Origin of the sequence: Actinoallomurus sp. CA-142502, from assembly GCF_050936355.1 — a bacterium.
GTDB classification, from domain to species: Bacteria; Actinomycetota; Actinomycetes; order Streptosporangiales; family Streptosporangiaceae; genus Actinoallomurus; species Actinoallomurus iriomotensis.
Window position 1 is genome coordinate 6,043,430 of record NZ_JBNJMY010000001.1, and the last position, 23,938, is coordinate 6,067,367.

Genomic DNA, 23,938 nt, shown 5'->3' on the forward strand with positions numbered 1-23,938 from the left:
CGTCAGCAGATGCGCGGCAGCGGGTCCCCGACCAGCAGGTCGACGATGCGCGTGCCGCCGAACGCCGTCCGGAGCAGGACGAGCCCCGGCGGGTCGGCCTTGATCCGGCCGACGATCGCGGCTCCCTCGCCCAGCGGGTGGGAGCGCAGGGCGGCCAGCGCGTCGCCGGCCGAGTCGCCGGACACGATCGCGACCATGCGGCCCTCGCACGCGACGTACAGCGGGTCGATGCCGAGCAGTTCGCAGGCGCCGCGCACGTCCGGGCGCACCGGGATCGCGTCCTCGTCCACGACCACGGCCACGCCGGCGTCGCCCGCCACCTCGTTCAGGACCGTCGCCACTCCCCCGCGTGTCGCGTCGCGCATCCGGCGCACGCCGTCGCCACAGGCGTCCAGCAAGGCCGTGACCAGGCCGTTCAGGGGCGCGGTGTCGGAGGCCAGGTCGGACTCGATGTCCAGCTCGCCGCGGGCCAGCATGATCGTCACGCCGTGCTCGCCGACCGGGCCGGAGACCAGGACGGCGTCGCCCGGCCGCACCTCTCCGCCGAGCGGGCGCCGGACCACGCCGATGCCGGCGGTGCTGATGTAGCAGCCGTCCGCCTTGCCGCGCTGGACCACCTTGGTGTCGCCCGTGACGATCCGCACCCCCGCGGTCTCGGCGGCGGCGCGCATGGACGCCACGACCCGGCGCAGGTCGGCGACCGCGAAGCCCTCCTCCAGGATGAAGCCGGCCGACAGGTGCAGCGGCTCGGCCCCGCAGACGGCCAGGTCGTTGACGGTGCCGTTGACGGCCAGGTCGCCGATGTCGCCACCGGGGAAGAACAGCGGCGACACGACGTACGAGTCGGTGGTGAACACCAGCGAGGCGCCGTCGACGCCGAACCGGGCGCCGTCGTCCAGGGGTTCGAGCAGCGGGTTGCGGAACGCGTCGAGGAACACCGCCTCGATGAGCGTGTGGGTGGCCTTGCCGCCGGAGCCGTGCGCGAGGGTGATGGCGTCCTCACGCAGCCGCGGCCTGCCGCGGCGGGCCCGCTCGATGCGTTCCAGCACCTGCTCCTCGCGGTCGGCGGCCCCGAGGTGCGCGTGCTCGCGCACGGCCGCCTCCGCCCACTCCGCGGGACGCTCAGTCACGGGTCGCCTCCCGTACCCGGTCGCGGGTGAACCGGCCGAAGTTGTAGTACGCGGCGCAGGCGCCCTCGGAGGAGACCATGCAGGTGCCGATCGGCGTCTCCGGCGTGCACGCGGTGCCGAACACCTTGCACTCCCAGGGCTTGAGCACCCCCTTGAGCACCTCGCCGCACTGACAGGCCTTCGGGTCGGCCACCCGGCCGCCGGGGATGTCGAAGATCCGCTCGGCGTCGAACCCGGCGTACGCGTCGCGGACGCGCAGCGCGGAGTGGGAGATGAAGCCCAGGCCGCGCCACTCGAAGTACGGCCGCGGCTCCATCGTCTCGGCGATGACCCTGAGCGCCCTGGGGTTGCCCTCCCACGGCACGACGCGGCCGTACTGGTTCTCCACCTCCGAGCGGCCCTCGGCGAGCTGGGTGAGCAGCAGGTGGATCGACCGCAGGATGTCGAGCGGCTCGAACCCGGCGACGACCAGCGGCTTGCCGTACTCCCGGGCGATGAACTCGTACGGCCGGCAGCCGATCACGGTCGAGACGTGGCCGGGGCCGATGAACCCGTCGAGGCGCAGGTCCGGAGAGTCGAGGATCGCCTTGATCGCCGGGATGATCGTCACGTGGTTGCAGAAGACCGAGAAGTTACCCAGTCCTTCCGCCTTCGCCCGGAGCATGGTCATCGCGGTGGACGGCGCGGTCGTCTCGAAGCCGATCGCCAGGAAGACGACCTTCTTGTCCGGGTTCTGCCGGGCGATCTTCAGCGCGTCCAGCGGGGAGTACACCATCCGGATGTCGGCGCCGTGCGCCTTGGAGTCGAAGAAGGACCCGCGCCCGCCGGGCACCCGCATCATGTCCCCGAAGGAGGTCATGATGACGTCGTCCCGCTCGGCGATGTGGATCGCGTCGTCCACCCGGCCCATCGGGATCACACAGACGGGGCAGCCGGGGCCGTGCACGAGCGTGACGTTCTCCGGCAGGTGGTCCGCCAGGCCGTGCTTGTAGATCGTGTGCGTGTGCCCCCCGCAGACCTCCATGAACTTGTACTCCCGGCCCGGGTCGCACAGGCGCGCGATCGCGGCGGCCAGGGCGCGGGCCCGGTCCGCGTCGCGGTACTCGTCGACGAAACGCATCACTCGATCCCCGATTCCCGCAGCGCCTCCATCTCGTCGGCGTAGGCCTGACCGACGCCTTCGAGGAAGTCCAGCGTCGCCTTGGCCTCGGCCTCGTCGATCTTGGAGAGGGCGAACCCGACGTGGATGAGGATCCAGTCGCCCGGCCGCGGCTCGTCGTCGGTGATCAACCCGATGTTGATCGCCCGCCGGACGCCGCTGACGTCGACCTTGGCGAGGTCAGGCTGATCGGGAAGGATCTCCACGATCTCCCCCGGGATTCCCAGGCACATCGGGTGACTCCCCTATCTCGATGGATTCCAGCACCAGTTCGTCGCCGCCGGTCACGTCCACGTCGCCGTCGCCGCACGTGGGGCAGACCGCCAGCGGGTCGAGCGTGCTGCCGTCGTGACCGCACGCCCGGCAGGTGAGCCGGGCCGGGATCACGATCATGTCGATGGCCGCGCCCTCGGCGACGGTGCCCTCGGTGACCAGCTGGAACGCCTGGTCCATCGAGGGTTCGACGATCCGCAGCAGGGCGCCGGCCCGGATCCTCGCCCGGGCGACCGGGCGGCCCGCGGCGCGTTTCTGCACCGCTTCCAGGATCGCCTCGGCGAGGCCGATCTCATGCATTCACGTCACCGGCCTGATGGTCACGGAGCTCCTCCTCGATGAGTTCGCGAACCAGCCGGACGGCGGGTTCGATGGCCGCGGCGACCGGGGGGCTGAGCTCCATGCCCGGAGCGACGTCCGCGGGCTCGCAGCCGACGAGCAGGACCCGCCGCGCCTCGCCGCCGACGGCGCCGACCAGGCCGAGCACGACGTCGGGGGTCATCCCGTGCGCGTCGACGGCGGCCCCTGGCTCGCCCTCCCCCAGCTCCAGGGCGTACAGCGTGCCGGGCTCCTCGCCGCGCGGTGCGGCGTCGACCAGGATCGTCGTGTCGTAGGCGGACAGCTCGTAGGCGAGGTGGATGCCGCGGATGCCGAAGTCGCCGACGACGACGCCGTCGGGCAGCGGAGTCCGGCCGAGGCGCTCGCTCAGGGTCCGGGCGACCTCGACGCCGAACCCGTCGTCGCCCAGGAAGACGTTGCCCACGCCCGCGACCAGGATCCTCACAGCGGTTCCACGTCCTCGGGGCCGAAGTACCAGTAGCGGCCCTGGGCCCGCCGCAGGTCCGTACCGGGGTCGTCGTCGACGGTGACGGCCAGGTGCCGCGAGCCGTCGACGTCGAACAGCACGGCCTCGACGGTCGCGGTCCGCCCGGCCACGAACATGTCCTGCGCGTCGGCGCGCCCGCCGGGGGTGAGGCGTACCTTGCTGCCCCTGCCGACCTCGTGCCCGGCGATGGTGATCCGGTCGGTCTCCGGCGAGACCGGCGCGTCCTCGCCGGGCCGGTCGGTGAGCGTCATCGGGGGCGCGCCGGAGCGCTCCGCGGCGACGCGCGGCCGGTCCGGCAGGATGATCGGCGACGACAGCACGAGGTCGTCCGCGACCAGCACCGGCCAGGCGCGGAGGTTCGCACAGCCGTCGGCGTACGGCCGCGCCCACTCCGGCGGATCCGCGAGCGACAGGAACACCCCGCCGGTGCGGCCGAGCAGCGCGTGCGCCGAGACGAGCGAACGCCGCAGCGCCTCGGACCGCTCCTCGCCGGTCCAGCCGCTGACGTTCTCCAGCCGGAGCCGGAGCCGCACCACGCCGTACGGGCCGGGCAGGCGCTCGGCGGAGGCACGGATCCGTACGTCGAGCGGCTCCCAGGCACGGATCACGCCGTCGGCGTTCTCGCGGCCGCCGGGGATCCGCTCGTCGTGCCGTTGCTCGCCGGCGAGCAGGTCGGCGAGGGGCCAGACGAGGTCGAGCTCACGTTCGGCCGCCTCGTCGTACGGCGCGGCGCCCTCGGCGGTGCGCGTCCGTACGTGCAGGAACCGGGGGCGTACGTGCAGCGCCCCTTTCTCCCCGTCCAGCAGGCACTCGGTCTGTGCGGCCGACGGTTCTTCGGCGGTGGTGAGGCCCGGTGGTACGAGCAGGCCGAGCGGCCGGCCGGCCGCGTCCGAGGAGCGCCGGCCGCCGTCGTAGAGCACGGCGTCGGCGACGACGCGGGCGGCCTCCAGGTCGCTCACGGGACCTCCCCCACCGGAGGCGCGGCCGACCGTGCGTGGCGGCCTCCAGGACGGCTCCCTCTCGGGCCATCCTGGCTTTGACCTGCGGCGATGGGCACCCTTGACAGTTACCCACCAGGTGGAGGCGTACAACCACCGAACCTCGCGGCGGCGATCAGAGCGCGTGCTGGGTGAGCTCCCACAGAGCGTGGTAGACGGTGGTCTGCGCCTCCTGGACGCGGTGCACCGACGAGGAGGGCACCGTGAAGAGGTGGTCGAGGCCGTCGAGCTCGGCCATCCGCCCGCCCGTGTGCCCGGCCAGCCCGACGGTCAGCATCCCCCGGCGCATCGCCTCCTCGAAGGCGCGGAGCAGGTTGGCGGAGTCGCCGCTCGTCGACAGGCCCAGCGCGATGTCCCCTGCCCGGCCGAACGCCGCGAGCTGGCGGGCGAACACGACGTCGAAGCCGACGTCGTTGGACAGCGCGGTCAGCACCGCGACGTCAGTGGTGAGCGCCAGCGCCGGCAGCGGACGCGCGTCTCCGCCGGGGTTGAGGAAGAGCGCCGCGACGTCCTGCGCGTCGGTGGAGCTGCCGCCGTTGCCGAAGGTGAACAGCCGGCCTCCGGCGCGGAAGGCCTCGGCCATCCGCGCGGCGCAGACCTCCAGCCGCGGGCCGTCCACGGCGAGCACGCGGCGCCGGAGCGCCACGATCTCCTCCGCCTTCTCGGCGGTGGACCGGCGCACGTCGGCCATGACGGACTCCAGATCGGCCGCGCCGGAGTAAAGGAACGGGTACAGCTCCCGCATCCCCTCAAAAGGCGCGCTGTACTCACTCATGAGACCACGCCGATCGCCTCTTTGGCGTGGACGAGGACGACGTCGCCGACGTCGGCGTCCACGAGGGCGACGCTGACCTCCTCGGTGCGTCCGTCGCCGACGTCGACGTCGGCCAGGTCGCCGTCGCGCAGCCGGACCACGCGCACCGCGACGGCCTCGTCGGAGCAGGTCACGCAGTGGTCGCCCTCGCAGTGGTTCACGCGATCACCCCCGGATCGAGCACGCCGGGCTGTTCGAGGAGGACATGAACCAGTTCCCACAGCACGTGGTACGCGGTGACGTGCACCTCCTTGACCACCCGCGGGTCATCGGAGGGCACGACGATCCGGTGGCCGGCCACCCCGGACGCGGCGATGTCACCGCCGTCGCCGCCGAGCAGCGCCACCGTCAGCAGCCCCATGTCCCGCGCGGCGCGCAGCCCGGCGAGCACGTCGGCGCACCGGCCGTCGGGCGAGACACCGAGCGCGATGTCCTCGGGCGCGGCGAAGTGCCGCAGCTGGTGCGCGAAGACCTCCGCGAACCCGGCCGCCGCGCCGACCCCGGTCAGCGTGGCGACGTCCCCGGTCAGCGACAGCGCGGGCAGCGCGCGTTTGCCGACGATCACCGGGTGGACGAACTCCACCGCGATGTGCTGGGCGTCGGTGGCCGCGCCGCCGTTGCCGAAGGTGAACAGCCGGCCGCCCCGGTGAAAGCGCCCGGCCATCGCGTGACAGGTCTCCGCGATGACCTCCGCGTGAGCCGCCAGCGCACGCCCGGGAGCCTCGCGCCGGGCGAAGACCCGTTCCGTCGGCGGCATCGTGGCCCCTCTCCCGCGCGAGTGACGGTCTGTGACCGAAGACTCACGGGACGATACGTCGGAGCGTCGATGGCGGACAACGCCACGACGGCCATGAGACGCCCATCGGTCACCCACCGCGACGAGCCTCGGGTCACGATCGTGGAAAGCGACCTCGCTACGAGAGCGCGACGGCGAAGATCGGTGCCGTGGTCGGCCGAGGCGATCCCGAGGCCGGTTCGACGGTGAGGCCGATCTGGGTCACATCGCCGAGGCCGGTCGCCAGCACCGGGCCGGCGGCGCCCGTGGTGGGCGGGCGCATGGTTCCCGCCGGACGCGGCGGCCGGGACCCCATGAGCCACAGCTCGTACGTCCTGGCCGGGGGCAGCGAGCGCAACCCGGACATGACGATGACCGCCTTGCCGAGCGAACGGGACGCGACGACGGTGCCGGTGCCGCCGGACCTGACCGGGCCGGTGACCGTACGCGCGTCGGGCGCGGACACCACCGCCGCGATCTCGCGGTTCAGCGTGTCGACGCGTTCACGCGTGCGCTGTTCGCGCACCGCGGCGACGCCCAGGACGACGGCCAGCGCGAGACAGGCCGCCGACAGCAGCCAGCCGAGCCGGCGCGCGCGGACGGAGGACGGACGGTGGACGCGCGGCGGCGCCTGGCGGGTGCGCGCGGCCTGGGCCAGCACCCGGTCGCGCAACCCCTCCGGAGGCTCCTGCGCGGCCGCGGCGCCGAGCCGGGCCGCGGTCTCCCGCATTCCACGCACCTCCTCGGCGCAGCCGTCGCAGTCGATGAGGTGCGTCTCGAAGCGGCGGCGTTCGACGTCGGTGAGGCCGTCGAGAGCGTACGCGGCGGCGAGGGTGTGCAGGTTCTCACTCATGGATTCACCCCCAGGCAGTCGCGCAGGCGGATGAGCCCGTCCCGCATGCGCGTCTTGATCGTGCCGAGCGGCACCTTCAGGAGCGCGGCGACCTCACGGTAGGTGTACCCGGCGTAGTAGGCGAGGGTGACCGACTCGCGCTGGGTCTCGGTGAGCGTGGACAGGCAACGCCGTACCTGCTCACGCTCCAGCCGGGCCTGGACGTTCTCGGCCACGACGTCGTACGCGGGCCCGGCCGAGGCGCGCCCGGCCCGTTCCTCGCGCTCGGCCGACGCTTGGGCGGAGCGGACCCGGTCGACCGCGCGGCGGTGGGCGAGCGTCATGATCCACGCCATCGCGCCGCCCCTCCCGGGGTCGTACCGGGAGGCGGTCCGCCAGACGTCGACGAGGACCTCCTGGGCGACCTCCTCCGACTGCGCCGGATCGCGCACGATCCGCAGCGCGAGGCCGTACACGGGGCCGGACACCTCGTCGTACACGCGCTCGAACGCCTCCCGGTCGCCGCGGGCGACGGCCGTCAGCAGATCGGCGAGGCCGGCCGCACCTCCCGTACCGGGGGCGGATCCGCCCTTCCACGGCCGCGCCGCCCGCCGATCGTTCATCTCCGCACACCCGATTCGTCGCCGTGACCGCGATGGGCCGCCTGGCCCGTACCGGGCCGATCATGCCGTGCCGGCCTCCCGCGTCGCATGCTCACGCCGCCTCGGCGGTGGCCCGGCGCACGAGGTCGAGGCCGGCCAGTCCCGGCAGCCGATCGACGCGGGCGTCGATGCCGGCCGCCGCGCGTTCGCCCTCCGGTCCGGCGAGCAGGTACGTGAGCAGGTGCCGGGTCTCGGCCCGCGGCATGACGGTGGATCCCACCGGCTGCCAGAACCTGCGCAGGGCGAACCGCGTCAGGCGCTGCGCGCGCCGCGACCTCTCCAGCCGGGCCCGTGCCTGGCTCACGTAGAACGCGACGTGCCGGGTCTCCTGGCGCATGATGCGCCGGAGAAGTTCGGTCAGCACGGGATGACGCTCCCGCTCGACGAGCCGGGCGTACCCGGCGTGAGTGGACCACTCGTTGATCGCGCCCCAGGTCATGTGGACCGCGATGAAGTCCTCGCCGATCGTCTGCGCCAGCAGCGCCTGTCGGATCGGCGCGACGCGGTCCCGCCATCCCAGGGCGCGGCGGACCGCGCGGATGTGGTCGTCGCCGCCGGTGACGCCATGGGCGGCGAGTACGGCCGCGAGCGCCTCGCCGTGCCAGTACTCCTCGTAGTTCCACATGGTGAGGAACGCGGTGATCTCGGGATCGGCGTGCGATGGCGTGACGAGCAGGTCGCGCAGGTAACAGACGGTGTGGTTCTCCACGTCGGTCATGTAGCGCAGGCATCGCAGCCCGGCGGGGCTGAGCGGCCGGGCGCCGAACGCGGCGAAGTCCAGGTCGTCGAGCGGCACCGGCGCGGCCGATCTCGTGTAGTCCTCGGTACGGAACGTCATATGAGCCATTCGGAGCACCGCGCCGCCCGGATTGCCCGGCGTCACGGTCGCGCTCGCCGCGTGGGCGCGCGGTCGTCGGACGCCCGTCACGCACGGTGACGCACCTCTTGGCGATACGCCACTGATCAGCGATAACATGATTTACGAGCCATCGCACCCCAACCCCGATCTCACCCTCCGTGATCACCGTGTCCACGCCGGACACGCGGTCATCCTCCCCCGGGAAGTCGAAATGCATCAGGACCCCCGCCAGAACCATGTCGTCTTCGAGGTCGATCTCGAACGCGAGGAGGCCCGCCGCCGCGCCGAGGTCGTCGCGGCGCTCGGCCCGCACTGGGACCCGGCCGCCGCGCTTCGCGACGAGGAGGCGGCGCACGACCTGCTCTACTCCGGCCTGGACGCGGAACAGCAGGAGATCTACGACCGGCTGGTGTCGGCCGGAGTGCTGCCGCGACGGGAGCCGGGCCGTGCTGCCGATTGACCCCGGCGCCGACATCGGCCGCCGCGCCTGGATCCCCTGCCCGCGATGCCGTGACCACGAGGGCTGCGACGACTGCGGCGCCGGCCGCACCTGTACGGTGCACTGGCGCTACCTGCTCGCCGCCCGAGGCCGCGTCCTTCACCTGCAGTGCCCGTCCTGCACCCATCTGTGGGAGCACGAGACGCCCGTCGGCGGCGCCGCGTAGCGCGGAAACCGGTTGCGCGGCGCGATGGCCCGCCGGAGGGTGAGCCGCATGCCCGATCGCGTCGACGGCCGCTCCGTCTCGCTCGACGGCGACCGCGTCGATGGCGTTCACCGCGTTGCGGGTGTCGCCCGCCGTGGGCGCGGGGGCGTGGAGGGGAGAGACATCTGACGGCGCCCGTTCCGGCGAACACGAGAATTACTCATGTCCTGATGCGGTCAAAGGGGTATTCGCCACTCCCCGATTGCCTCACTGTGATCAGCGCGATCAGACGCGATTGAGGTGGGTCGGATGAGGCGTGTCCTGGCCGTCGTGTTCGCCGTCGTCCTCGTGGTGACGCTCTCCGCGGGACCGGGCGGCGCCGCCGCCTTCCCGGCCGGGCCGCCGAACGATCCCGACTACGCGCCCGCCGAGCAGGGCAGCGTCCTCACCTGCCTCACGAAAGGGGCACCGGGCGCCGAGCAGCACAACCTGTACTCCTTCATCCCCCGCTGCACGCCGGGCGCGAAGGACCCCGAGGGCGCGTCCGGCATGTCGGTCGACACGGCCTGGCGGGACTACACCACCGGGTCGCCCGACACGGTGATCGCCTACGTCGAGGCCGGCGTCAACTGGCACGGCTCGGACGTCGCCGACCTGGCGAACAAGGTCTACCTCAACACCGGTGAGCTGCCCAAGCCACAGGGCTCGTCGTCCTACGACCGCGACGGCGACGGCGCGGTCACCGCCGCCGACTACAAGGACGACACCCGGGTCCACGACGCCAACGGAAACGGTGTCATCGACCCCGAGGACCTGATCGTCGCGTTCTCCGACGGCAAGGACGACGACGGCAACGGCTTCACCGACGACATCTCCGGCTGGGACTTCTACGACGACCAGAACGACCCGGCCACCTCCGACGGTACGTACGGCCACGCCAACGACCAGCTCAGGAAGGCCGGCGCGCAGACCGACAACGGAACGCTCGGCGCGGGGATCTGCCCGAAGTGCCGGCTCATGCCGATCCGGGCCGGCCAGGAGGCGCTCGACCGCACCGACGACCTCACCGCCGCGTGGCTGTACGCCGGGCGCGCGGGCGCCAAGGTCATCGTGAGCACCACCGCGGACCTCGGGTACTCCTCCGCCATGCGCCGCGCCGTGGACAAGCTCTGGAACGACGGCGTGGTCATGGTCGAGTCCAGCAACGACTTCGACTCGGCCGACCACCAGGGCGGCATGTTCTGGCCCCACGTCATCCCCGGCAACGGGCTGGTGCCCAACACCGACGGCGTCTCCGGTGCGCTCGCCAACACGCTGACCACGACGTACCGCGAACGCTCGAACCTGACCTCCTTCGGCGCGCACGCGATGTTCTCGGTGGCCACCATGGGCGGCTCGACGTCGGAGTCGACGCCGACGACCGGCGGGCTGTTCGGTCTACTGCTGTCGTACGGGGCGCAGGCGGCGCAGGAGAAGAAGATCGCCTGGCCGCTGAGCAACGGCGAGGCCGTGCAGGTGATGCGGGCGACCGCGAGCGACGTCGCCGACACGAGCCTCGGCTGGCCGGGCCGCCCCGGCTGGGACAGCCAGTACGGGTACGGCCGGCCGAACGTCCACGCCGCCATGGCCGCGGTGGCGAAGGGCGACATCCCGCCGGTCGCCTCGATCGAGAGCCCGGACTGGTACTCCCTCTACGACCCGGAGACGACGGCGTCCGTGCCGGTCACCGGGCACGTGGAAGCACGGCGGGCGTCGAGCTTCCGGTACGAACTGCGGTTCGCCCCCGGCCTCGACCCGGCCGAAGGCGACTTCGCCAAGGCCGGTTCGGGCGACGGCAGCGGCGTCTACGACGGCAGGGTCGGCACGCTGGACCTCTCCGGGCTGCCCCGGTCGTTCTGGACGAAGGCCTACACGATGTCCGACGACAAGGCGCTGTCCGCCACCGAGCAGTACACGGTCACCCTCCGCCTGCGCGTCTGGGACGACCAGGGCCGGATGGGCGAGGAGCGGCGCACGATCGCGGTCCACCACGACGCGACCCTGCGGGCGGGCTTCCCGCAGAAGTTCGGCATCGGCGGGGAGAGCCAGCCGGCGCTGGCCGACCTTCAGGGCACCGGCCACCAGGCGATCGTGTTCGGCGACGCCGACGGCCGGGTGCACGCGATCGACGGCGTGAGCGGCAGGGAGCTGCCCGGCTGGCCCACCACCACGAACGCGATCCCCGTCCGGGTCCCCGGCTTCGACCCCGGCCACGAGCCGATCGTCGCGCCGGTCGCGGTCGGCGACCTGTTCCACGACGGACGGCAGGAGGTCGTGGCGACCAGCACCACGGGCCGTACCTATGCCTTCGACTCGTCCGGAAAGGCGCTGCCCGGCTGGCCGAAGACGCTCGACACGGGCGTGAGCAAGCCGGCGATCCCGCGGCCCTCGCTGCCGTACAGCCGGCTGCCGCACCAGGGCGCGACGGCCTCGCCCGTGCTCGTCGACCTGGACGGCACGCCCGGCCTGGAGGTCGTGCAGGCGGGCTGGGACGGGCACGTCCACGCCTGGCACGCGGACGGCGGCGCGGTGCCCGGCTGGCCGGTGAAGGTCGCCGACCCGCCGAAGCCCTCCTCCGGCATCGCCATCGACGACGCGAAGCTCGACGCCACTCCGGCCGTGGCCGACCTCGACGGCGATCACAAGCCGGAGATCGTGGTGCGCTCGCAGCACTCCGAGAGCCCCGGCGCGGGCATCCAGCCGCTCGGCGCGAACTACGTGTACGCCTACCACGCCGACGGCTCGACGGTCGGCGGCTGGCCGGTGCGGCTCCCGTCGATCATCACCTACTACGGCAGCGCACAGGAGTTCATCACCGAGGCGGCGGGCAGCCCCGCCGTGGCCGACGTCGACGGCGACGGCAAGGACGAGGTGGCGACCGGCCCGTCGTTCGCCGCCACCTTCCTCGTCGGCGGGGACGGCAAGGTGCGGAACGCGTACGGCCCGCTGAACAACCCGGCGCTCGGCCTGCTCAACGGCGACGAGAGCGTGATCCGCGCGCTGCTGGGCGGCAAGCTGCCCGCCGACGTGCCCGCGTCGTTCACCACGACCGGTACGTTCGGGCGCTTCGGCACCGCCGGGCGGCTGGGGTACGCCGAGTCGGGATCGGGCGCGGTATCGCTGATCGCGGCACTGCTGTACCCGGGCAGCGGCAGTCCGATCGGCAACTTCGAGCGCGGCTACGACGCGGTCACCGGGCTGCCGGTCGCCGGCTTCCCGCACGAGCGTGCGGGCCTGGACTTCCTGGGCGCGCCGCTGATCACCGACGTCACCGGCGACGGGAAGGCCGAGGTCGTCGACGGCGGCGACACCTCGACCGTGCACGCCTTCACCTCCTCCGGACAGGCCGCGGGCTTCCCCAAGTTCACCGGCGGCTGGACCCTGTTCTCGCCGGCGGCGGGCGACCTGGACGGGGACGGGAGGACGGACCTGGTCACCACGACCCGTGAGGGCTACCTGTTCGCCTGGCAGACCGACGGGAAGCCGGACGCCGAGTCGTGGGCCTACCACCACGACGAGTGGCGCACCGGCCGGTACGGCACCGACAGCCGCCCGCCGGGCCTGCCGAAGGACCTGCGGCGCAGCGGCGCGACGGTCACCTTCACCGCGCCGGGCGACGACGGATACGCGGGCCGCGCGACGTCCTACCGCGTCACCGCCGACGGGACCACGACGACGGTCGCGGCGACGGTGGACGCGGGCGGCACGCAGACCGTGACCGTCCCGGCCGGCGCACAGAAGATCACCATCCAGGCCGTGGACGACGCGGGCAACCTGAGCCCCGCAACGAGCCCCTGACGGACGCTCGCCCGGTGGGTCCGCGCGTCAGCCGGAGGCACGCACCCGGGCGGGGTCGACGCCGAGGACGGCCGCCAGGGCCGGGTGCACGCGGCTCAGGTCGATCGTCGTGATCGTGTAGTCGGCGACGCCGGCCACGACGAACGGGTCCTCACGCGGTGACCTTGTCTCCCGGACGACGGCTGTCCGCGGGGCGCGTGCCTCCCCTCGTCTCGCCATTCCTGCCAGCGGTTATGCTGAAATAGTTAGGTACGGTAACTAACAGGAGGGTCGGTGCCGGAACTCGCCCACCGCCGGCGAACGCTCGTCCTGGCGATCTGCTGTCTGAGCCTGTTCATCGTCGGCCTCGACAACACGATCGTCAACGTCGCCCTGCCCTCGCTCCAGCACGATCTCCACGCGCCCGTCAACGGCCTGCAGTGGACGATCGACGCCTACACGCTGGTGCTGGCGAGTCTCCTCATGCTGGCCGGTTCCACCGGCGACCGGATCGGCCGCAGGCGCACCTTCCAGACCGGCCTCGTCGTGTTCGTCCTGGGCTCGGCGCTCTGCGGTACGGCCCCGAGCCTGGGCTGGCTCGTGGCCTTCCGGGTGCTGCAGGCCATCGGCGGGTCCATGCTCAACCCGATCGCCATGTCGATCATCACCAACACGTTCACCGAGCCGCGCGAACGCGCCCGTGCCATCGGCGTCTGGGGTGGCGTGAGCGGCGTCAGCATGGCGCTGGGTCCGATCGTCGGCGGTGCTCTCATCGACTCGATCGGCTGGCGTTCGATCTTCTGGATCAACGTGCCGGTCGGGCTGGCCGCTCTCGTGCTGACCGCTCTCTTCGTGCCCGAGTCCAAGGCGCCCCGGGCGCGCCGGCCCGACCCGATCGGACAGCTGCTCGTCATCGTCATGCTCGCGTCGCTGACCTACGGGATCATCGAGGGGCCGGGCGCCGGCTGGACCTCGGGGAAGATCCTCGGCTGCTTCGGGCTGTCCGCGGCCGCGCTGGCCGCGCTGCTCGCGTACGAGCCCCGCCGCGCCGATCCGCTGATCGAGCTGCGGTTCTTCCGCAGCGCGCCGTTCTCCGGCGCGACGGTGATCGCGGTCAGCGCGTTCGCGGGGCTGGGTGGTTTCCTCTTCCTCAACACCCTGTACCTGCAGGACGTGCGCGGCCTGTCCCCGTTCTTCGCCGGCCTGTACGTCCTGCCCATCGCGGCGATGACGATGGTGCTGGCCCCGATGTCCGGCCGGCTCGTCGGCGCCCGGGGTCCGCGTCCCTCACTGGTCATCGCGGGCGTCGGCCTGGTCGCCGGCGGCCTGCTGCTCACCGGCCTGACCACCCGTACGCCCACCGGCCTGCTGATCACCGCGTACTTCGTGTTCGGTGTCGGCATGGCGATGGTCAACGCCCCGATCACGAACACGGCGATGTCCGGCATGCCCCGTGACCAGGCGGGCGTCGCCGCCGCGACCGCCTCCACGAGCCGCCAGGTCGGGCAGTCTCTCGGCGTCGCCCTCGCCGGTTCGCTGGTGAGTTCCGGGATCCACGGATCGTTCCGGTCGGGCTTCGCCTCGGCGAGTCACGCCGGCTGGTGGCTGGTCACGGCGTACGGCCTCGTCGTGCTCGTGCTGGGCATCGCCACGACCGGACGGTGGGCGCGCGCCACCGCGGCGCGGGCCGCCGAGCGGTTCTCCGCCGACGACGACGCGGCCCAGGTCGCCGCAGGACTCGCGCGACGGTGACCCGGCGTCACGCCGTCCCCGCCGGGCCGGTGAGGGCGTCCTCCTCGACCGGCGCCACCGGTCTCCCGCCGGGGGCCGGGCGGCGGCCGATGGCGAGCGCGAGCAGGGCGGCGGCCAGGCACAGGGCGGCGGTGGCCCAGAAGATGTCGGCGTACTCCGTGTGCAGGGCCGCCTTGACCGCGGCCAGGTAGGCCGCGAGGCGGTGCGCGAACTCCGTACGGCTCATCCCGATCGGCAGCGGCGTCGTCAGGTGCGCGGTCAGCGTCTGGAACCGGTGGAACCCCCACGCGCCCAGCGCCGCCACGCCGATCAGCATGCCCATCATGCGGGCCACCACGACGGCGGCCGACGCGATGCCGTGCTGCGCGGCGGGGACCGACCGCAGTGCCACCGACGACAGCGGCGCGATCACCAGCCCGAGCCCCAATCCGGCGATCACCAGGTCGGCGTCCACGCGCGGGACGGTGAACAGGGCGAGGTCGTACCGCAGGCCCTGGGCGCGCAGCGGCCAGGCGGCGATCCGCGCGTACCCGGCCGCGGCGACCAACATGCCCGCGAAGATCAGCCAGCGCTCGCCGAGGCGGCGTGCCAGCAGGCCGCCGGCGACCGCGGCGACGGCCAGCGGCACGAGGAAGCGGGCCAGCAGGTACGCGCCGCCGGTGGCGTTCCGCCCGAAGAGCGTCTGGGCGACGAGCTGCACGTCGACCAGCGTGGTCATCAGCGCGGCGCCGGACAGCAGGCTGACGCCGAACGCGGCGAACAGCCCGCCGCGCCGGGCGCCGCGCAGGTCGAGCAGGCGCGTACGGGCCCGTGCCTCCCAGGCGACGAACGCCGCCAGCACCACCAGGCCGGCCACGAGGCACGGGACGCCCCAGGACGGCAGCGCGGTGTGGTTCGGGTCGGGGTTGTACAGGCCGGCGACGAGGAGGCCGAGCCCGGCCGCGAGCAGCCCGCCGCCGACGACGTCGATGCGGGTGCGGGCGGCGGGACGGCCGCCGGGCACCGTCCACTGCACGGCCGCCATGGCGAGCAGCGCCACCGGGATGTTGATCCAGAAGATGCCGCGCCAGCCGGCCACCGCGGCCACGGCCGCGCCGTACAGCGGGCCGAGCACGCTGCCCATCTCCTGCGCCGCGCCGACCCCGCCGAGCACGGCCGGACGGCGTTCCTCGTCCCACAGGTCGCCCGCGAGGGCCATCGTGATCGGCAGCAGCGCGCCCCCGGCGAGCCCCTGCAGCGCCCGCCCCGCGATCAGCGTCGGCATCGAACCGGCCAGCGCGGTGACCGCCGACCCGGCCGCGAACCCGGCCAGGCATGCCTGGAGCATCACCCGGCGGCCGAACCGGTCCGAGAGCAGGCCGAGCAGCGGCATCCCGGCGACGTAGCCGAGCAGGAACGCCGTGACGACCAGGCTCGCGCGCTCGATGTGGTTCACCGGCACACCGAGGTCGCCGACCATGGTGACCAGAACGGTGACCACCACGTACGCGTCGATGGCGGCGAGGAGCACGACGACGCCGCCCACGCCGATCGCGACGCGGCGCGCGCCGGGCCCCTCGGCGTTCACTTGGCCGGAGCCGCGATCGGGAACGGCTTGCCGAAGTCGGCGAACGTGATCGTCACCTTGCCCGGCTTGCCGCCGTTCTTCGACGGGACCTCCACCTCGGACTTGAGCACGTGCTTGTCGGCGGCGGAGACCCAGATGTCGGCGGGCGCGTCGGCGCTCATGCCGGGCACGAGCCGGCTCAGCGCGGCGCGGGCCAGCGTCGCGTGGACGCGGTAACACTCCTGGCCCGCCTCCTTCTCCTTGCCCTTCGTCTCGGCGTTCTTGGCGGTGAGCAGCAGCTGGACCAGCCCGCGGTCGGGGTCGAGGATGGCGGACGGATCATAGATCCCGGCCACCTTGGACAGCGGCTCCTGCTGCCATCCGCCGGTCAGCCCCTTGAAGTGCGCGGTCTTGCCGATCACGACGAAGTCGAGCTGGATCGGCATGCCCAGCTCGGTCACCTGCACCGACCCCTGGGAGTTGCCGTTCTTCAGCAGCTTCGCGTCGACGCTCTTGACGGTGATGTCCGGATCGCCGCTCGTCCGCAGGGTGAAGCTGAGACTGGTGACTCCGCGCAGGACGTTCGCCGCCTGCTGCAGCAGCTGCCCGCCCGGTGGTCCGTCGCCCTTGCCGCCCCCGCCCGAGCAGCCGGCGGTGAGGACGATCGCGAGCACGACGGTGAGCAGGCCGGTGAGTCTCGCCCGGGAAGACGGCATACGCAGAACATAGCGTGGCGTCCGGCGTGGATCGCGAAGATCGCCTCAGCGTGCGCCCGCGGCCGGTCGTTCCGGGACGACCGCCGGGACGGCGATGGCGGTCACGACCAGCCCGCGGTCCACGATCCAGCGGCCCGTGAAGCCGGTGAGCGCACGGCCGTCGACGACCGGTCCGGGGACGCACAGGCGCGCGGTGAACGTGCCGGCGTCCGGGTCGGGCGTGACGACCGCCTCCTCGAAGCCCAGCCAGCGACGGGTCAGCGGGAACCACGCCTTGTAGACCGACTCCTTGGCGCTGAACAGCAGCCGGTCCCAGCAGACTCCCGAGCCGTCTCCGTCTCGCCGCTCGATCCAGGCGCGCTCGGCGGGACCGGTGGCGGCCTCCAGCACGCCGTCCGGCAGCGGGCCGTTGGGCTCGGCGTCCAGCCCGACCGTACGGACCTCCTTCTCCCACGCGACGGCGGACGCCCGGTAGCCGTCGCAGTGGGTCATGCTGCCGACGACGCCGGCGGGCCAGCCGGGGGCGCCGCGCTCGCCCGGCACGATCGGCGCGGGCGGCAGGCCGAGAGCGGCCAGCGCGCGGCGCGCGCACCCGCGGGCCGTGGTGAACTCCCGGCGGCGCTTGTCCACCGCGCGCGCCACCGCCGCCTCCTCGTCGGGGAAGAGGACGACGGCCTCCCGGTCGTCGAACGCGTCCGCCGAGGCGACCTGCGGCGGCAGGATCCGTTCGATCATCAGGCCGACCCGGCCGGCAGGATCCGGCGGAACCGGCCGGGGGTGCCGCCGCGCGGCTCCCACTCGCGCGGATAGCCCAGGGAGACCTCCTCGAAGCGGACCCCGTCGTACCAGGTGGTCCGGGGAATGTGCAGGTGACCGTAGACGGCCGCGACGGCGTTGTAGCGCCGGTGCCAGTCTGCGGTGCGCTCCGTGCCGCACCAGAGAGCGAACTCCGGGTGGCGCAGCACCAGCGTGGGGTCGCGGACCAGCGGGAAGTGGTTCACGAGAACGGTCGGGAGCGACGTGTCGCGCGCGGCGAGCAGGCGCTCGGTCTCCTCGATCCGCACGTGGCACCAGGCGTCACGGCTCGGGTGCGGGTCCGGGTGCAGCTGGAACTCGTCGGTGCACACGACGCCGGCCTCGTACGCCCGCTCCAGCGCCGCCTTCTTGGTGTTCAGCCCGGGAGGGCGGAAGCTGTAGTCGTACAGCACGAACAGCGGGGCGACCGTGACCGGCCCGCCCGGGCCCCGCCAGACGGGGTAGGGGTCCTCCGGCGTGACGACGCCCAGGCTCTGGCAGAACTCCACGAGCCGCCGGTAGCGGTGCTCGCCGCGCAGGCGTACCGGATCCGCCTTCGGCGTCCACAGCTCGTGGTTGCCCGGCGTCCAGATCACCTTGGCGAAGCGCTCGCTGAGCAGGCGCAGGGTCCACTCGATGTCGGCGAAGATCTCCCCGACGTCGCCGGCGACGATGAGCCAGTCCTCGTCGGTCTCGGGCCGCAGGTCAGAGATGATCTTCCGGTTCGCCTCGTAGGCGGTGTGCAGGTCGCTGATGGCCAGCAGGCTCCCACCCGGGCTCACCGGGCGTACCTGCCGGGCCCCGATCCGGCCGCTGACAACCGTGCTCCTCCCGTCGCCCTACGCCCGCTCGGGGGCGCTCAGGCCGAATATAGAAAGAAGGTCGGCGGCGCGGAACCCCTGTTCACGGTCGACCGGTGTCCGCCGGCCGGCGGCTCGCGGCCGCGCGCAGGCGGCCGGCCGCGCCCTCCGTGAGGGGCTCGCCGTGACCGAAACAGGCGATCTCCGCGTCGACCGCGGCCAGCCGGGCGAAGGACTCCGCCGCCCCGGCCCGGTCGGCGTTGAACACGCCGAGGATCACCTCGCCGTCCGGCGTGCGCGCCACGGCGTCGCCGGTGAACAGCACGCCGGGGCCGGGTAGGAAGAGCCCCAAGCTGCCGGGCGTGTGCCCCGCCGCGCCGACCACGCGCGCCCCTCCCCCGAAGTCGAGGACGTCGCCGTCGCCGACCGGGCGGCCGACCCGTACGGGCACCGGCGGGTCCGCGGGCAGGCCGGCCGGGACCCGCTCGTATATCGGCCGTTCCCAGTCGAGCAGGTCCGGCGAGGGCCCGGCCTGCTCGCCCTGGATGAACGGGACGTCGTCGCGGTGGGCGATGACCTCCACCTCGCCCCAGGCGGTGATCGCGGCGGCGGAACCGACGTGGTCCTCGTGGAAGTGGGTCAGGACCAGCCGGCGCACGTCCTCGGTCCGGTGCCCGAGCCCGCGGATCGCGTCGGCGATGGCGGGCGCCGAGCCGGGAGTGCCGGAGTCGACGAGCGTGAGCCCGTCGGGCTCCGCCCAGAGGTAGACGTGCCCGACGGGGAAGCGGAGGAAGGTCAGCCTGGGGGCGAGCGCGACGACGTCCATGCGACGACGCTAGGCGGCCCCGACCCGGATGGGGAGCGCTCTACGCCCACGGCGGATCCGCTGTGAGCTGAGGCGTCCGCGTGGTCGCGTTGGCCTCATCGGGCCGGTCGTCGGACGCGGCCCCATCTCACGGCCCGCACCTGGTTGAATCTTTGAGATGACCGAGGAACCGGCGCGGACCCGCGGGGAGCCCGCGACGCTCGACGACGTCGCGCGGCTCGCCGGCGTGTCACCGGCGACCGCCTCCCGCGTGCTCGGCAAGAGCACCCGCGCGGTACGCCCGCAGCTGCGGGAGAAGGTCCTCGACGCGGCGGCCCGCCTGTCGTACACGGCGAACCCGCACGCCCGCGCGCTGGCGCGCAGCGCCTCCGACATCGTCGGACTCCTGGTGCACGACATCGCCGACCCGTACTTCTCCTCGATCGCCGCCGGCGTGACGCGTGTCGCCGAGGAGCAGGGCGCGATCGTCGTCCTCGGCACGACGCTCCGCGACCCCGAACGCGAGATCGAGTACGCCGCGACACTGCGCGCGCAGCGGGCCCGCGCCATCGTCCTCGTCGGCAGCCGCACCACCGATCCGGGAACCACGTCGCGGCTCGCGGCGGAGCTGACCGCGTTCCGGTCCGCGGGCGGCCGGGTGGCGTGCGTCGGCCAGGACGGGCTGAACGTGCCGACCGTACGCCCGGACAACCAGGCGGGCGCCGACCGCCTCGCCCGTGCGCTGACCGGGCTCGGGCACCGCCGCTTCGCGGTGCTGTGCGGACCACACGACCTGGTGACCGCGCGGGAGCGGCTCGACGGCTTCCGCACCGGTCTCGCCGCGTCGGGCGGCACGGTCCGCGACGTGGTGGAGGGCGCGTTCACCCGGGACGGCGGGTACGCGTCCGCGCTGGAACTCCTCCGCCACGGCACCGACGCGACGTGCGTGTTCGCGGTGAACGACGTGATGGCGGTCGGCGCGATGGCGGCCCTGCGGGAGCGGTCCGTCGGCGTACCGGAGGAGCTGTCGGTGGCGGGATTCGACGACATCGCGACGCTGCGCGACACGATCCCGGCACTGACCACCGTACGGCTGCCGCTGGAGGAGATGGGCGAACAGGCGGCGCGTCTGGCCCTCACACCGAACCCGGCGGATGACGATGAGCCGGCGCTGCTACCGGTCTCGGGCGAGGTCATCCTGCGAGAGAGCACACGCCGCCTGGTCTGAGGCCCGGTCCGATCCGGCCCCGGCGCCGCGGCCACAGCACAGCGGCGAAGCCCCGCCCGCGACAGCCGGTCCACGCTGGACGCCGCAGCGGCCGCCCCCACCCTCGCCGCGCGTGCGAGGAGTCCGCCGCTCTCTCAGTCCGGTTGGACTGAGCGCAGGTGTTCGCACGCCTGGCGGAGCTCCGGGACGTCGGACCAGCGCGCTGACATGCCGAGGATGCCGGTGATGTGGGCGTTCACCCGGGCCGAGGAGACCAGCGGGGCGATGCGCGCCAGGGCGGCCATGTGCTCGGCGGCCATCTGCGGTTCGGACGCCGCCAGTGCCGACTCGACCTGCCACGCCTTGTAGGCCACCAGCAGGAGGGCGGAGCACTGTCCGCTGAGCGCGACGGCCTCGGCGATGGCCGTGTGCGCGTCCGGGTACGCCCGCATGCCGGCCAGCGCGACGCCGACGTTTCCCTTCATGTCGGCCTTCTCGTACGGGGACAGCCCCTCGGTGTCGCCGAGTTCGGCCAGGCGGTGGCGGGCCGCGCGCTCCTGGCCGCCGACCAGCGCCAGTGACCGCGCCATCCGGAGCTTCAGCCACGCGCGTTGCGACGGGGACAGGTCGGGCAGGGCCAGACCCTGTCGTGCGTACATGATCCCCCGGTCGCCCTGACCGCGGTCGATGCTGATGCGGCTCAGCGCGCTGCAGGCGGCGGCCTGGCCGTTGAAGTCGCCGGAGCGCCGCGCGAGCTCGAAGGCGAACGACCCGGCGCGCTCCGCCACCTCGTATCGGCGGGCGTCATAGAAGATCCGCGCGGCCTCGCACGCCAGATCCGACGCGGCGGACTGGAGTTTGCGATCTTTGCCGGAGATGACAAATCCGACTTTTTTCAGGTGTCGCAGCGCGGTGGAGGCGACCGGGATTCCACCCTGTTCATATCGATCTTGAGCGAGCCGGCCCGCGAGCGTCCGCACATATTCAGGGTCCTGATATGGCGCGATTTTGGGGGATGGCACGAAGGCGATCGAACCGACCGCCGAGACGAATTGTCTACGTTTCACGGCATCATTCTCCGTTTTGGGGGTTATGTGAACTTCCCAGCCGACGCGTTCGAGAAGGCGCTGCACCTTGGCGATGCCGCTGTCTTTCACACCGCGCGATGTCTGCGAGACCCATGACTGCGACACGCCCAGTTCGGCGGCTAGCTCCACTTGCGACCATCCGTGCCGAGTCATGATCGCTTTTAGGGCTTCGGGAAGAACGTCGGCGTCCATGCGGTCACCGTATGACCGCCGGAACTTGCGGCGCTACCGAAATCGCATTACCTCGTGCATGCTCTCCATTACAGGACATCGGCATCCCGGCAACAAAGGTCGCCGGGAGATGGAGTTATGCCCATATGACCAATTACGACGTTCATCTACTTGCCGAGAAACTCGCCGACGACTGCACGAAAGCGGGGCTGGAGGCCGAGGTGCTCGCGCCGACCCGCGTCCGCGTCGGCGCCCCCGGCGGCCATTCCCGGCTGACCGACACCGTCCGCTGCATGCCCGTCCCGCACGGCGACGAGAGCCTGATGTGGTGGTGGTCCTGGGGCGAGCCGATCAGCCCCGCCGCCCACATTCCGGACGCGGTCCGCGTCATCTCCCGGGTCCTGTCCCTACCGGCCGGCACGGCCATGCCCGGCGACGGTCCGCGCCCCCACGCCATCGGCACGTCGGCACCCGCCGACGACCCGCACCCACACGACACCGGCACCGCGGCGCCCACGGACGATCCGCACCCGCACACCACCAACACCGCGGCGCCCACCGACGATCCGCACCCGCACAACACCGGCATGTCGACGCCTGGCGACGTGCCGTCCCCGTACGGCTCCGGCACGTCACGCCCAGCCGTTCCGCGCCGGAGCCGCGCCGACACCTGCTGATCCCCATGCCCTTCGGCGTCGGGGATCTCGCCGCTAAATGAGTGATTCCGGGGGATTGGGCAGATTCTGGCACTGGGAGAACCGGACGTGTCGGACCGGGCGAGAGGCGGGTGTTCCTCTCCAGGGGTTCTCCTGACAGGAGAATCTTCTCCTCTCAGAAGAAGCCCGCCATCGACTACCCCGCCTCCGGCGCGTGATGCACCGGCGGTGACGCATCACCAGGAATCACTCGTCTAGAGGGCGTTCAGCGCCGGGACGAGGCGCCGTTCCTCGCGGTCGAAGTGCGCCTCGATCTCGCCCGCCAGCTCGCGCAGTTCGTCCAGCACCTCGTCCGGTGACGCGGCGCGCGCCAGCGTCTCCTCGAACCGCGACCGGATGCCCGCCAGCACCGCGTGTTCCTCGCCGAACGCCGCAAGCACCGGCTCCAGGCCCGGGTACCGCCGCGCGAGAAGGGGAAAGCCGCGACCGGCCTCGTTGTCGTGGTGGGCGTGGACGTCGGCGCAGAAGGACAGGCAGCGGGAGCGCAGCCGCGCCGCGAGGTCGGCGGGCGGCGCCTCCGCGGGCCGGCCGGCGGCGAGGTCGGACACGGCGGAGAGGATCCCGGCCAGTTCCTCGCGCATGCCGCGGTGGATGGCGACGAGCTCGTCCCCCAGCGCGCGGGCGCGCTGGTCGCGGTAGAGCGCGACGACCGGGATCACCCGGCTCGTACCGGCCTGGTAGTCGGCGAAGGCCGGGGCGATCTCGGCCTGCCGCGCGTAGAGCGCGTCGCGCTCGGCCTCCTCGAGCGGCTGGGCGGTCGCGGCGTACGTCTCCTCGCCGGTCTCGACGGTGACGCCGGGGTTCGCGAGCAGGTTGTGGTACCAGGCCGGATGGGCCGGGGCGCCCGCGTTGGAGGCGAACACCAGGATGCGCCCGCCGTCGCGCAGGCAGGTGACCGGGGTGGTCCGGCGCCGGCCGGTACGCGCGCCGACCGTGGTCAGCAGGACGAGTGGCGTGCCCTCGAACGGGCCGCCGACCGCACCGCCGTTCGCCCGGAACTCTTCGATGATCTTCTGATTCCAGTCCGACATGGGCCGATAGCCTCCGAGACGATGACGGCGACACAGATTTGCTTTGCAAGCAAAGCTATTTTGGAGATCAAGGTATGTCAACGGGACTGAGCGTCGACGAGGGCATCCGTACGCTGCTGCTGCTGATGCCGCGCCTGGTCGGCCGCGTCAAGCGCACACCGGTGCCCGAACGGCTGAGGTCGCTGGACCTGGCGCCACGGCACCTGTCGCTGCTGTCCTACCTGCTCTTCGACGGGCCACAGAGCGTCAACGAGCTCGCCTCCCGCCTGGAGGTGGCACCGACCACGGTGAGCCTGATGGTCGGTGAACTGAGCCGCAAGGGCGTGGTCGAGCGGCGCGAGGACGAGGCCGACCGCCGCCGTACGATCGTGAGCATCGCCGATGACAGCCGCACCGCCGTCGACGCGTGGCTCGCCAACGGCGCGCGCGCCTGGCGCACGGCGCTCGAACCGCTCACCGACGAGCAGCGGGCGATGTTCGTCGCGACCCTGCGCGCGTACGAGGACGCGGTCGGCCGCTGACC

At 72.7% G+C, this 23,938-nt stretch carries 27 protein-coding genes; 7 read left to right on the top strand and 20 right to left on the bottom strand.

The genetic code is table 11. The annotated features are described in order from the left end of the window. Window positions 1-2: 2 nt before the first annotated feature. From hypE to ACQEV1_RS28850, 12 genes are all read right to left on the bottom strand, one after another. Window positions 3-1,130, bottom strand: coding sequence for a hydrogenase expression/formation protein HypE (gene hypE / locus ACQEV1_RS28795; protein WP_433397475.1), 1,128 nt, complete (start codon window positions 1,128-1,130; stop codon window positions 3-5). Beyond that, complete coding sequence (gene hypD / locus ACQEV1_RS28800; protein WP_285634441.1) at window positions 1,123-2,250, bottom strand: hydrogenase formation protein HypD; 1,128 nt, start codon at window positions 2,248-2,250, stop codon at window positions 1,123-1,125. Before hypD ends, hypE begins: the two co-directional genes overlap by 8 nt. Beyond that, window positions 2,250-2,495, bottom strand: coding sequence for a HypC/HybG/HupF family hydrogenase formation chaperone (locus ACQEV1_RS28805; RefSeq protein ID WP_349497877.1), 246 nt, complete (start codon window positions 2,493-2,495; stop codon window positions 2,250-2,252). Before ACQEV1_RS28805 ends, hypD begins: the two co-directional genes overlap by 1 nt. Next, window positions 2,470-2,862 carry a hydrogenase maturation nickel metallochaperone HypA gene (locus ACQEV1_RS28810; protein ID WP_285634443.1) on the bottom strand — a complete coding sequence of 131 codons (393 nt, stop codon included), beginning with the start codon at window positions 2,860-2,862 and terminating at the stop codon, window positions 2,470-2,472. The genes ACQEV1_RS28805 and ACQEV1_RS28810 overlap by 26 nt, the downstream gene beginning before the upstream one ends. Then, a complete protein-coding gene (locus ACQEV1_RS28815) occupies window positions 2,855-3,346 on the bottom strand; it encodes a hydrogenase maturation protease (protein WP_285578460.1) in 492 nt (163 codons plus the stop codon). The genes ACQEV1_RS28810 and ACQEV1_RS28815 overlap by 8 nt, the downstream gene beginning before the upstream one ends. Further along, on the bottom strand, window positions 3,343-4,347 hold the full coding sequence (locus tag ACQEV1_RS28820) for a hypothetical protein (RefSeq protein ID WP_433397478.1): 1,005 nt from the start codon (window positions 4,345-4,347) through the stop codon (window positions 3,343-3,345). Before ACQEV1_RS28820 ends, ACQEV1_RS28815 begins: the two co-directional genes overlap by 4 nt. A gap of 154 nt (window positions 4,348-4,501) precedes the next feature. Further along, window positions 4,502-5,161, bottom strand: a complete 660-nt coding sequence (locus ACQEV1_RS28825; protein WP_433397480.1) for a D-sedoheptulose-7-phosphate isomerase — start codon at window positions 5,159-5,161, stop codon at window positions 4,502-4,504. Beyond that, window positions 5,158-5,361, bottom strand: a complete 204-nt coding sequence (locus ACQEV1_RS28830; RefSeq protein WP_285634452.1) for a HypC/HybG/HupF family hydrogenase formation chaperone — start codon at window positions 5,359-5,361, stop codon at window positions 5,158-5,160. The genes ACQEV1_RS28825 and ACQEV1_RS28830 overlap by 4 nt, the downstream gene beginning before the upstream one ends. After that, on the bottom strand, window positions 5,358-5,957 hold the full coding sequence (locus ACQEV1_RS28835) for a D-sedoheptulose-7-phosphate isomerase (protein ID WP_285634454.1): 600 nt from the start codon (window positions 5,955-5,957) through the stop codon (window positions 5,358-5,360). The genes ACQEV1_RS28830 and ACQEV1_RS28835 overlap by 4 nt, the downstream gene beginning before the upstream one ends. Window positions 5,958-6,114: 157 nt before the next feature. Beyond that, on the bottom strand, window positions 6,115-6,828 hold the full coding sequence (locus ACQEV1_RS28840) for an anti-sigma factor (RefSeq protein ID WP_433397483.1): 714 nt from the start codon (window positions 6,826-6,828) through the stop codon (window positions 6,115-6,117). Next, window positions 6,825-7,430, bottom strand: a complete 606-nt coding sequence (locus ACQEV1_RS28845) for a sigma-70 family RNA polymerase sigma factor (protein WP_433397485.1) — start codon at window positions 7,428-7,430, stop codon at window positions 6,825-6,827. The genes ACQEV1_RS28840 and ACQEV1_RS28845 overlap by 4 nt, the downstream gene beginning before the upstream one ends. A 91-nt stretch (window positions 7,431-7,521) precedes the next feature. Beyond that, the gene (locus tag ACQEV1_RS28850) at window positions 7,522-8,307 is read right to left on the bottom strand and encodes a hypothetical protein (RefSeq protein ID WP_433397487.1); all 786 of its coding nucleotides are present in this window, start codon (window positions 8,305-8,307) and stop codon (window positions 7,522-7,524) included. A 232-nt stretch (window positions 8,308-8,539) separates the two neighbouring features. On the opposite strand from ACQEV1_RS28850, the gene ACQEV1_RS28855 reads away from it, so the two are divergent. The 3 genes from ACQEV1_RS28855 to ACQEV1_RS28865 all read left to right on the top strand — a co-directional run bounded on the left by ACQEV1_RS28855 (window position 8,540) and on the right by ACQEV1_RS28865 (window position 12,809). Next, window positions 8,540-8,788 carry a DUF6400 family protein gene (locus tag ACQEV1_RS28855; RefSeq protein WP_285578468.1) on the top strand — a complete coding sequence of 83 codons (249 nt, stop codon included), beginning with the start codon at window positions 8,540-8,542 and terminating at the stop codon, window positions 8,786-8,788. Then, on the top strand, window positions 8,775-8,993 hold the full coding sequence (locus ACQEV1_RS28860) for a hypothetical protein (protein WP_433397489.1): 219 nt from the start codon (window positions 8,775-8,777) through the stop codon (window positions 8,991-8,993). Before ACQEV1_RS28855 ends, ACQEV1_RS28860 begins: the two co-directional genes overlap by 14 nt. Before the next feature lie 288 nt (window positions 8,994-9,281). Further along, window positions 9,282-12,809 carry an FG-GAP-like repeat-containing protein gene (locus ACQEV1_RS28865; protein WP_433397491.1) on the top strand — a complete coding sequence of 1,176 codons (3,528 nt, stop codon included), beginning with the start codon at window positions 9,282-9,284 and terminating at the stop codon, window positions 12,807-12,809. 27 nt (window positions 12,810-12,836) lie between these two features. On the opposite strand, the gene ACQEV1_RS28870 is transcribed toward ACQEV1_RS28865, so the two are convergent. Then, window positions 12,837-13,028 (bottom strand): hypothetical protein, encoded by a 192-nt coding sequence (locus ACQEV1_RS28870; RefSeq protein WP_433397493.1) that lies wholly within the window; start codon window positions 13,026-13,028, stop codon window positions 12,837-12,839. A 54-nt stretch (window positions 13,029-13,082) separates the two neighbouring features. On the opposite strand from ACQEV1_RS28870, the gene ACQEV1_RS28875 reads away from it, so the two are divergent. Further along, window positions 13,083-14,540 (top strand): MFS transporter, encoded by a 1,458-nt coding sequence (locus ACQEV1_RS28875; protein WP_433397495.1) that lies wholly within the window; start codon window positions 13,083-13,085, stop codon window positions 14,538-14,540. A 7-nt stretch (window positions 14,541-14,547) separates the two neighbouring features. Here the strand turns inward: ACQEV1_RS28875 and ACQEV1_RS28880 are convergent, their stop codons facing one another. From ACQEV1_RS28880 to ACQEV1_RS28900, 5 genes are all read right to left on the bottom strand, one after another. After that, on the bottom strand, window positions 14,548-16,107 hold the full coding sequence (locus tag ACQEV1_RS28880) for an MFS transporter (protein WP_433397497.1): 1,560 nt from the start codon (window positions 16,105-16,107) through the stop codon (window positions 14,548-14,550). Continuing rightward, window positions 16,104-16,802, bottom strand: a complete 699-nt coding sequence (locus tag ACQEV1_RS28885; RefSeq protein ID WP_285634491.1) for an LppX_LprAFG lipoprotein — start codon at window positions 16,800-16,802, stop codon at window positions 16,104-16,106. Before ACQEV1_RS28885 ends, ACQEV1_RS28880 begins: the two co-directional genes overlap by 4 nt. A gap of 45 nt (window positions 16,803-16,847) precedes the next feature. Then, the gene (locus ACQEV1_RS28890; RefSeq protein ID WP_433397500.1) at window positions 16,848-17,537 is read right to left on the bottom strand and encodes a 4'-phosphopantetheinyl transferase family protein; all 690 of its coding nucleotides are present in this window, start codon (window positions 17,535-17,537) and stop codon (window positions 16,848-16,850) included. Then, the gene (locus tag ACQEV1_RS28895) at window positions 17,537-18,379 is read right to left on the bottom strand and encodes a metallophosphoesterase family protein (protein WP_285634497.1); all 843 of its coding nucleotides are present in this window, start codon (window positions 18,377-18,379) and stop codon (window positions 17,537-17,539) included. Before ACQEV1_RS28895 ends, ACQEV1_RS28890 begins: the two co-directional genes overlap by 1 nt. A 121-nt stretch (window positions 18,380-18,500) precedes the next feature. Continuing rightward, the gene (locus tag ACQEV1_RS28900) at window positions 18,501-19,223 is read right to left on the bottom strand and encodes an MBL fold metallo-hydrolase (protein ID WP_433397502.1); all 723 of its coding nucleotides are present in this window, start codon (window positions 19,221-19,223) and stop codon (window positions 18,501-18,503) included. Between the two features lie 157 nt (window positions 19,224-19,380). Here ACQEV1_RS28900 and ACQEV1_RS28905 point away from each other — a divergent pair, with 157 nt between their 5' ends. Further along, the gene (locus tag ACQEV1_RS28905; RefSeq protein WP_433397504.1) at window positions 19,381-20,430 is read left to right on the top strand and encodes a LacI family DNA-binding transcriptional regulator; all 1,050 of its coding nucleotides are present in this window, start codon (window positions 19,381-19,383) and stop codon (window positions 20,428-20,430) included. 134 nt (window positions 20,431-20,564) lie between these two features. On the opposite strand, the gene ACQEV1_RS28910 is transcribed toward ACQEV1_RS28905, so the two are convergent. After that, window positions 20,565-21,689 carry a helix-turn-helix domain-containing protein gene (locus ACQEV1_RS28910; RefSeq protein ID WP_285634507.1) on the bottom strand — a complete coding sequence of 375 codons (1,125 nt, stop codon included), beginning with the start codon at window positions 21,687-21,689 and terminating at the stop codon, window positions 20,565-20,567. A 125-nt stretch (window positions 21,690-21,814) separates the two neighbouring features. On the opposite strand from ACQEV1_RS28910, the gene ACQEV1_RS28915 reads away from it, so the two are divergent. Next, entirely contained in the window at window positions 21,815-22,345 is a 531-nt protein-coding gene (locus ACQEV1_RS28915; RefSeq protein WP_285634510.1) for a hypothetical protein, read from the top strand. A 233-nt stretch (window positions 22,346-22,578) separates the two neighbouring features. Here ACQEV1_RS28915 and ACQEV1_RS28920 read toward each other — a convergent pair whose 3' ends face one another. Next, entirely contained in the window at window positions 22,579-23,415 is an 837-nt protein-coding gene (locus ACQEV1_RS28920) for a nitroreductase/quinone reductase family protein (RefSeq protein WP_433397507.1), read from the bottom strand. Between the two features lie 74 nt (window positions 23,416-23,489). Between ACQEV1_RS28920 and ACQEV1_RS28925 the strand changes: the two genes are divergently transcribed. Continuing rightward, the gene (locus ACQEV1_RS28925; protein WP_433397509.1) at window positions 23,490-23,936 is read left to right on the top strand and encodes a MarR family winged helix-turn-helix transcriptional regulator; all 447 of its coding nucleotides are present in this window, start codon (window positions 23,490-23,492) and stop codon (window positions 23,934-23,936) included. Window positions 23,937-23,938: the final 2 nt, after the last annotated feature.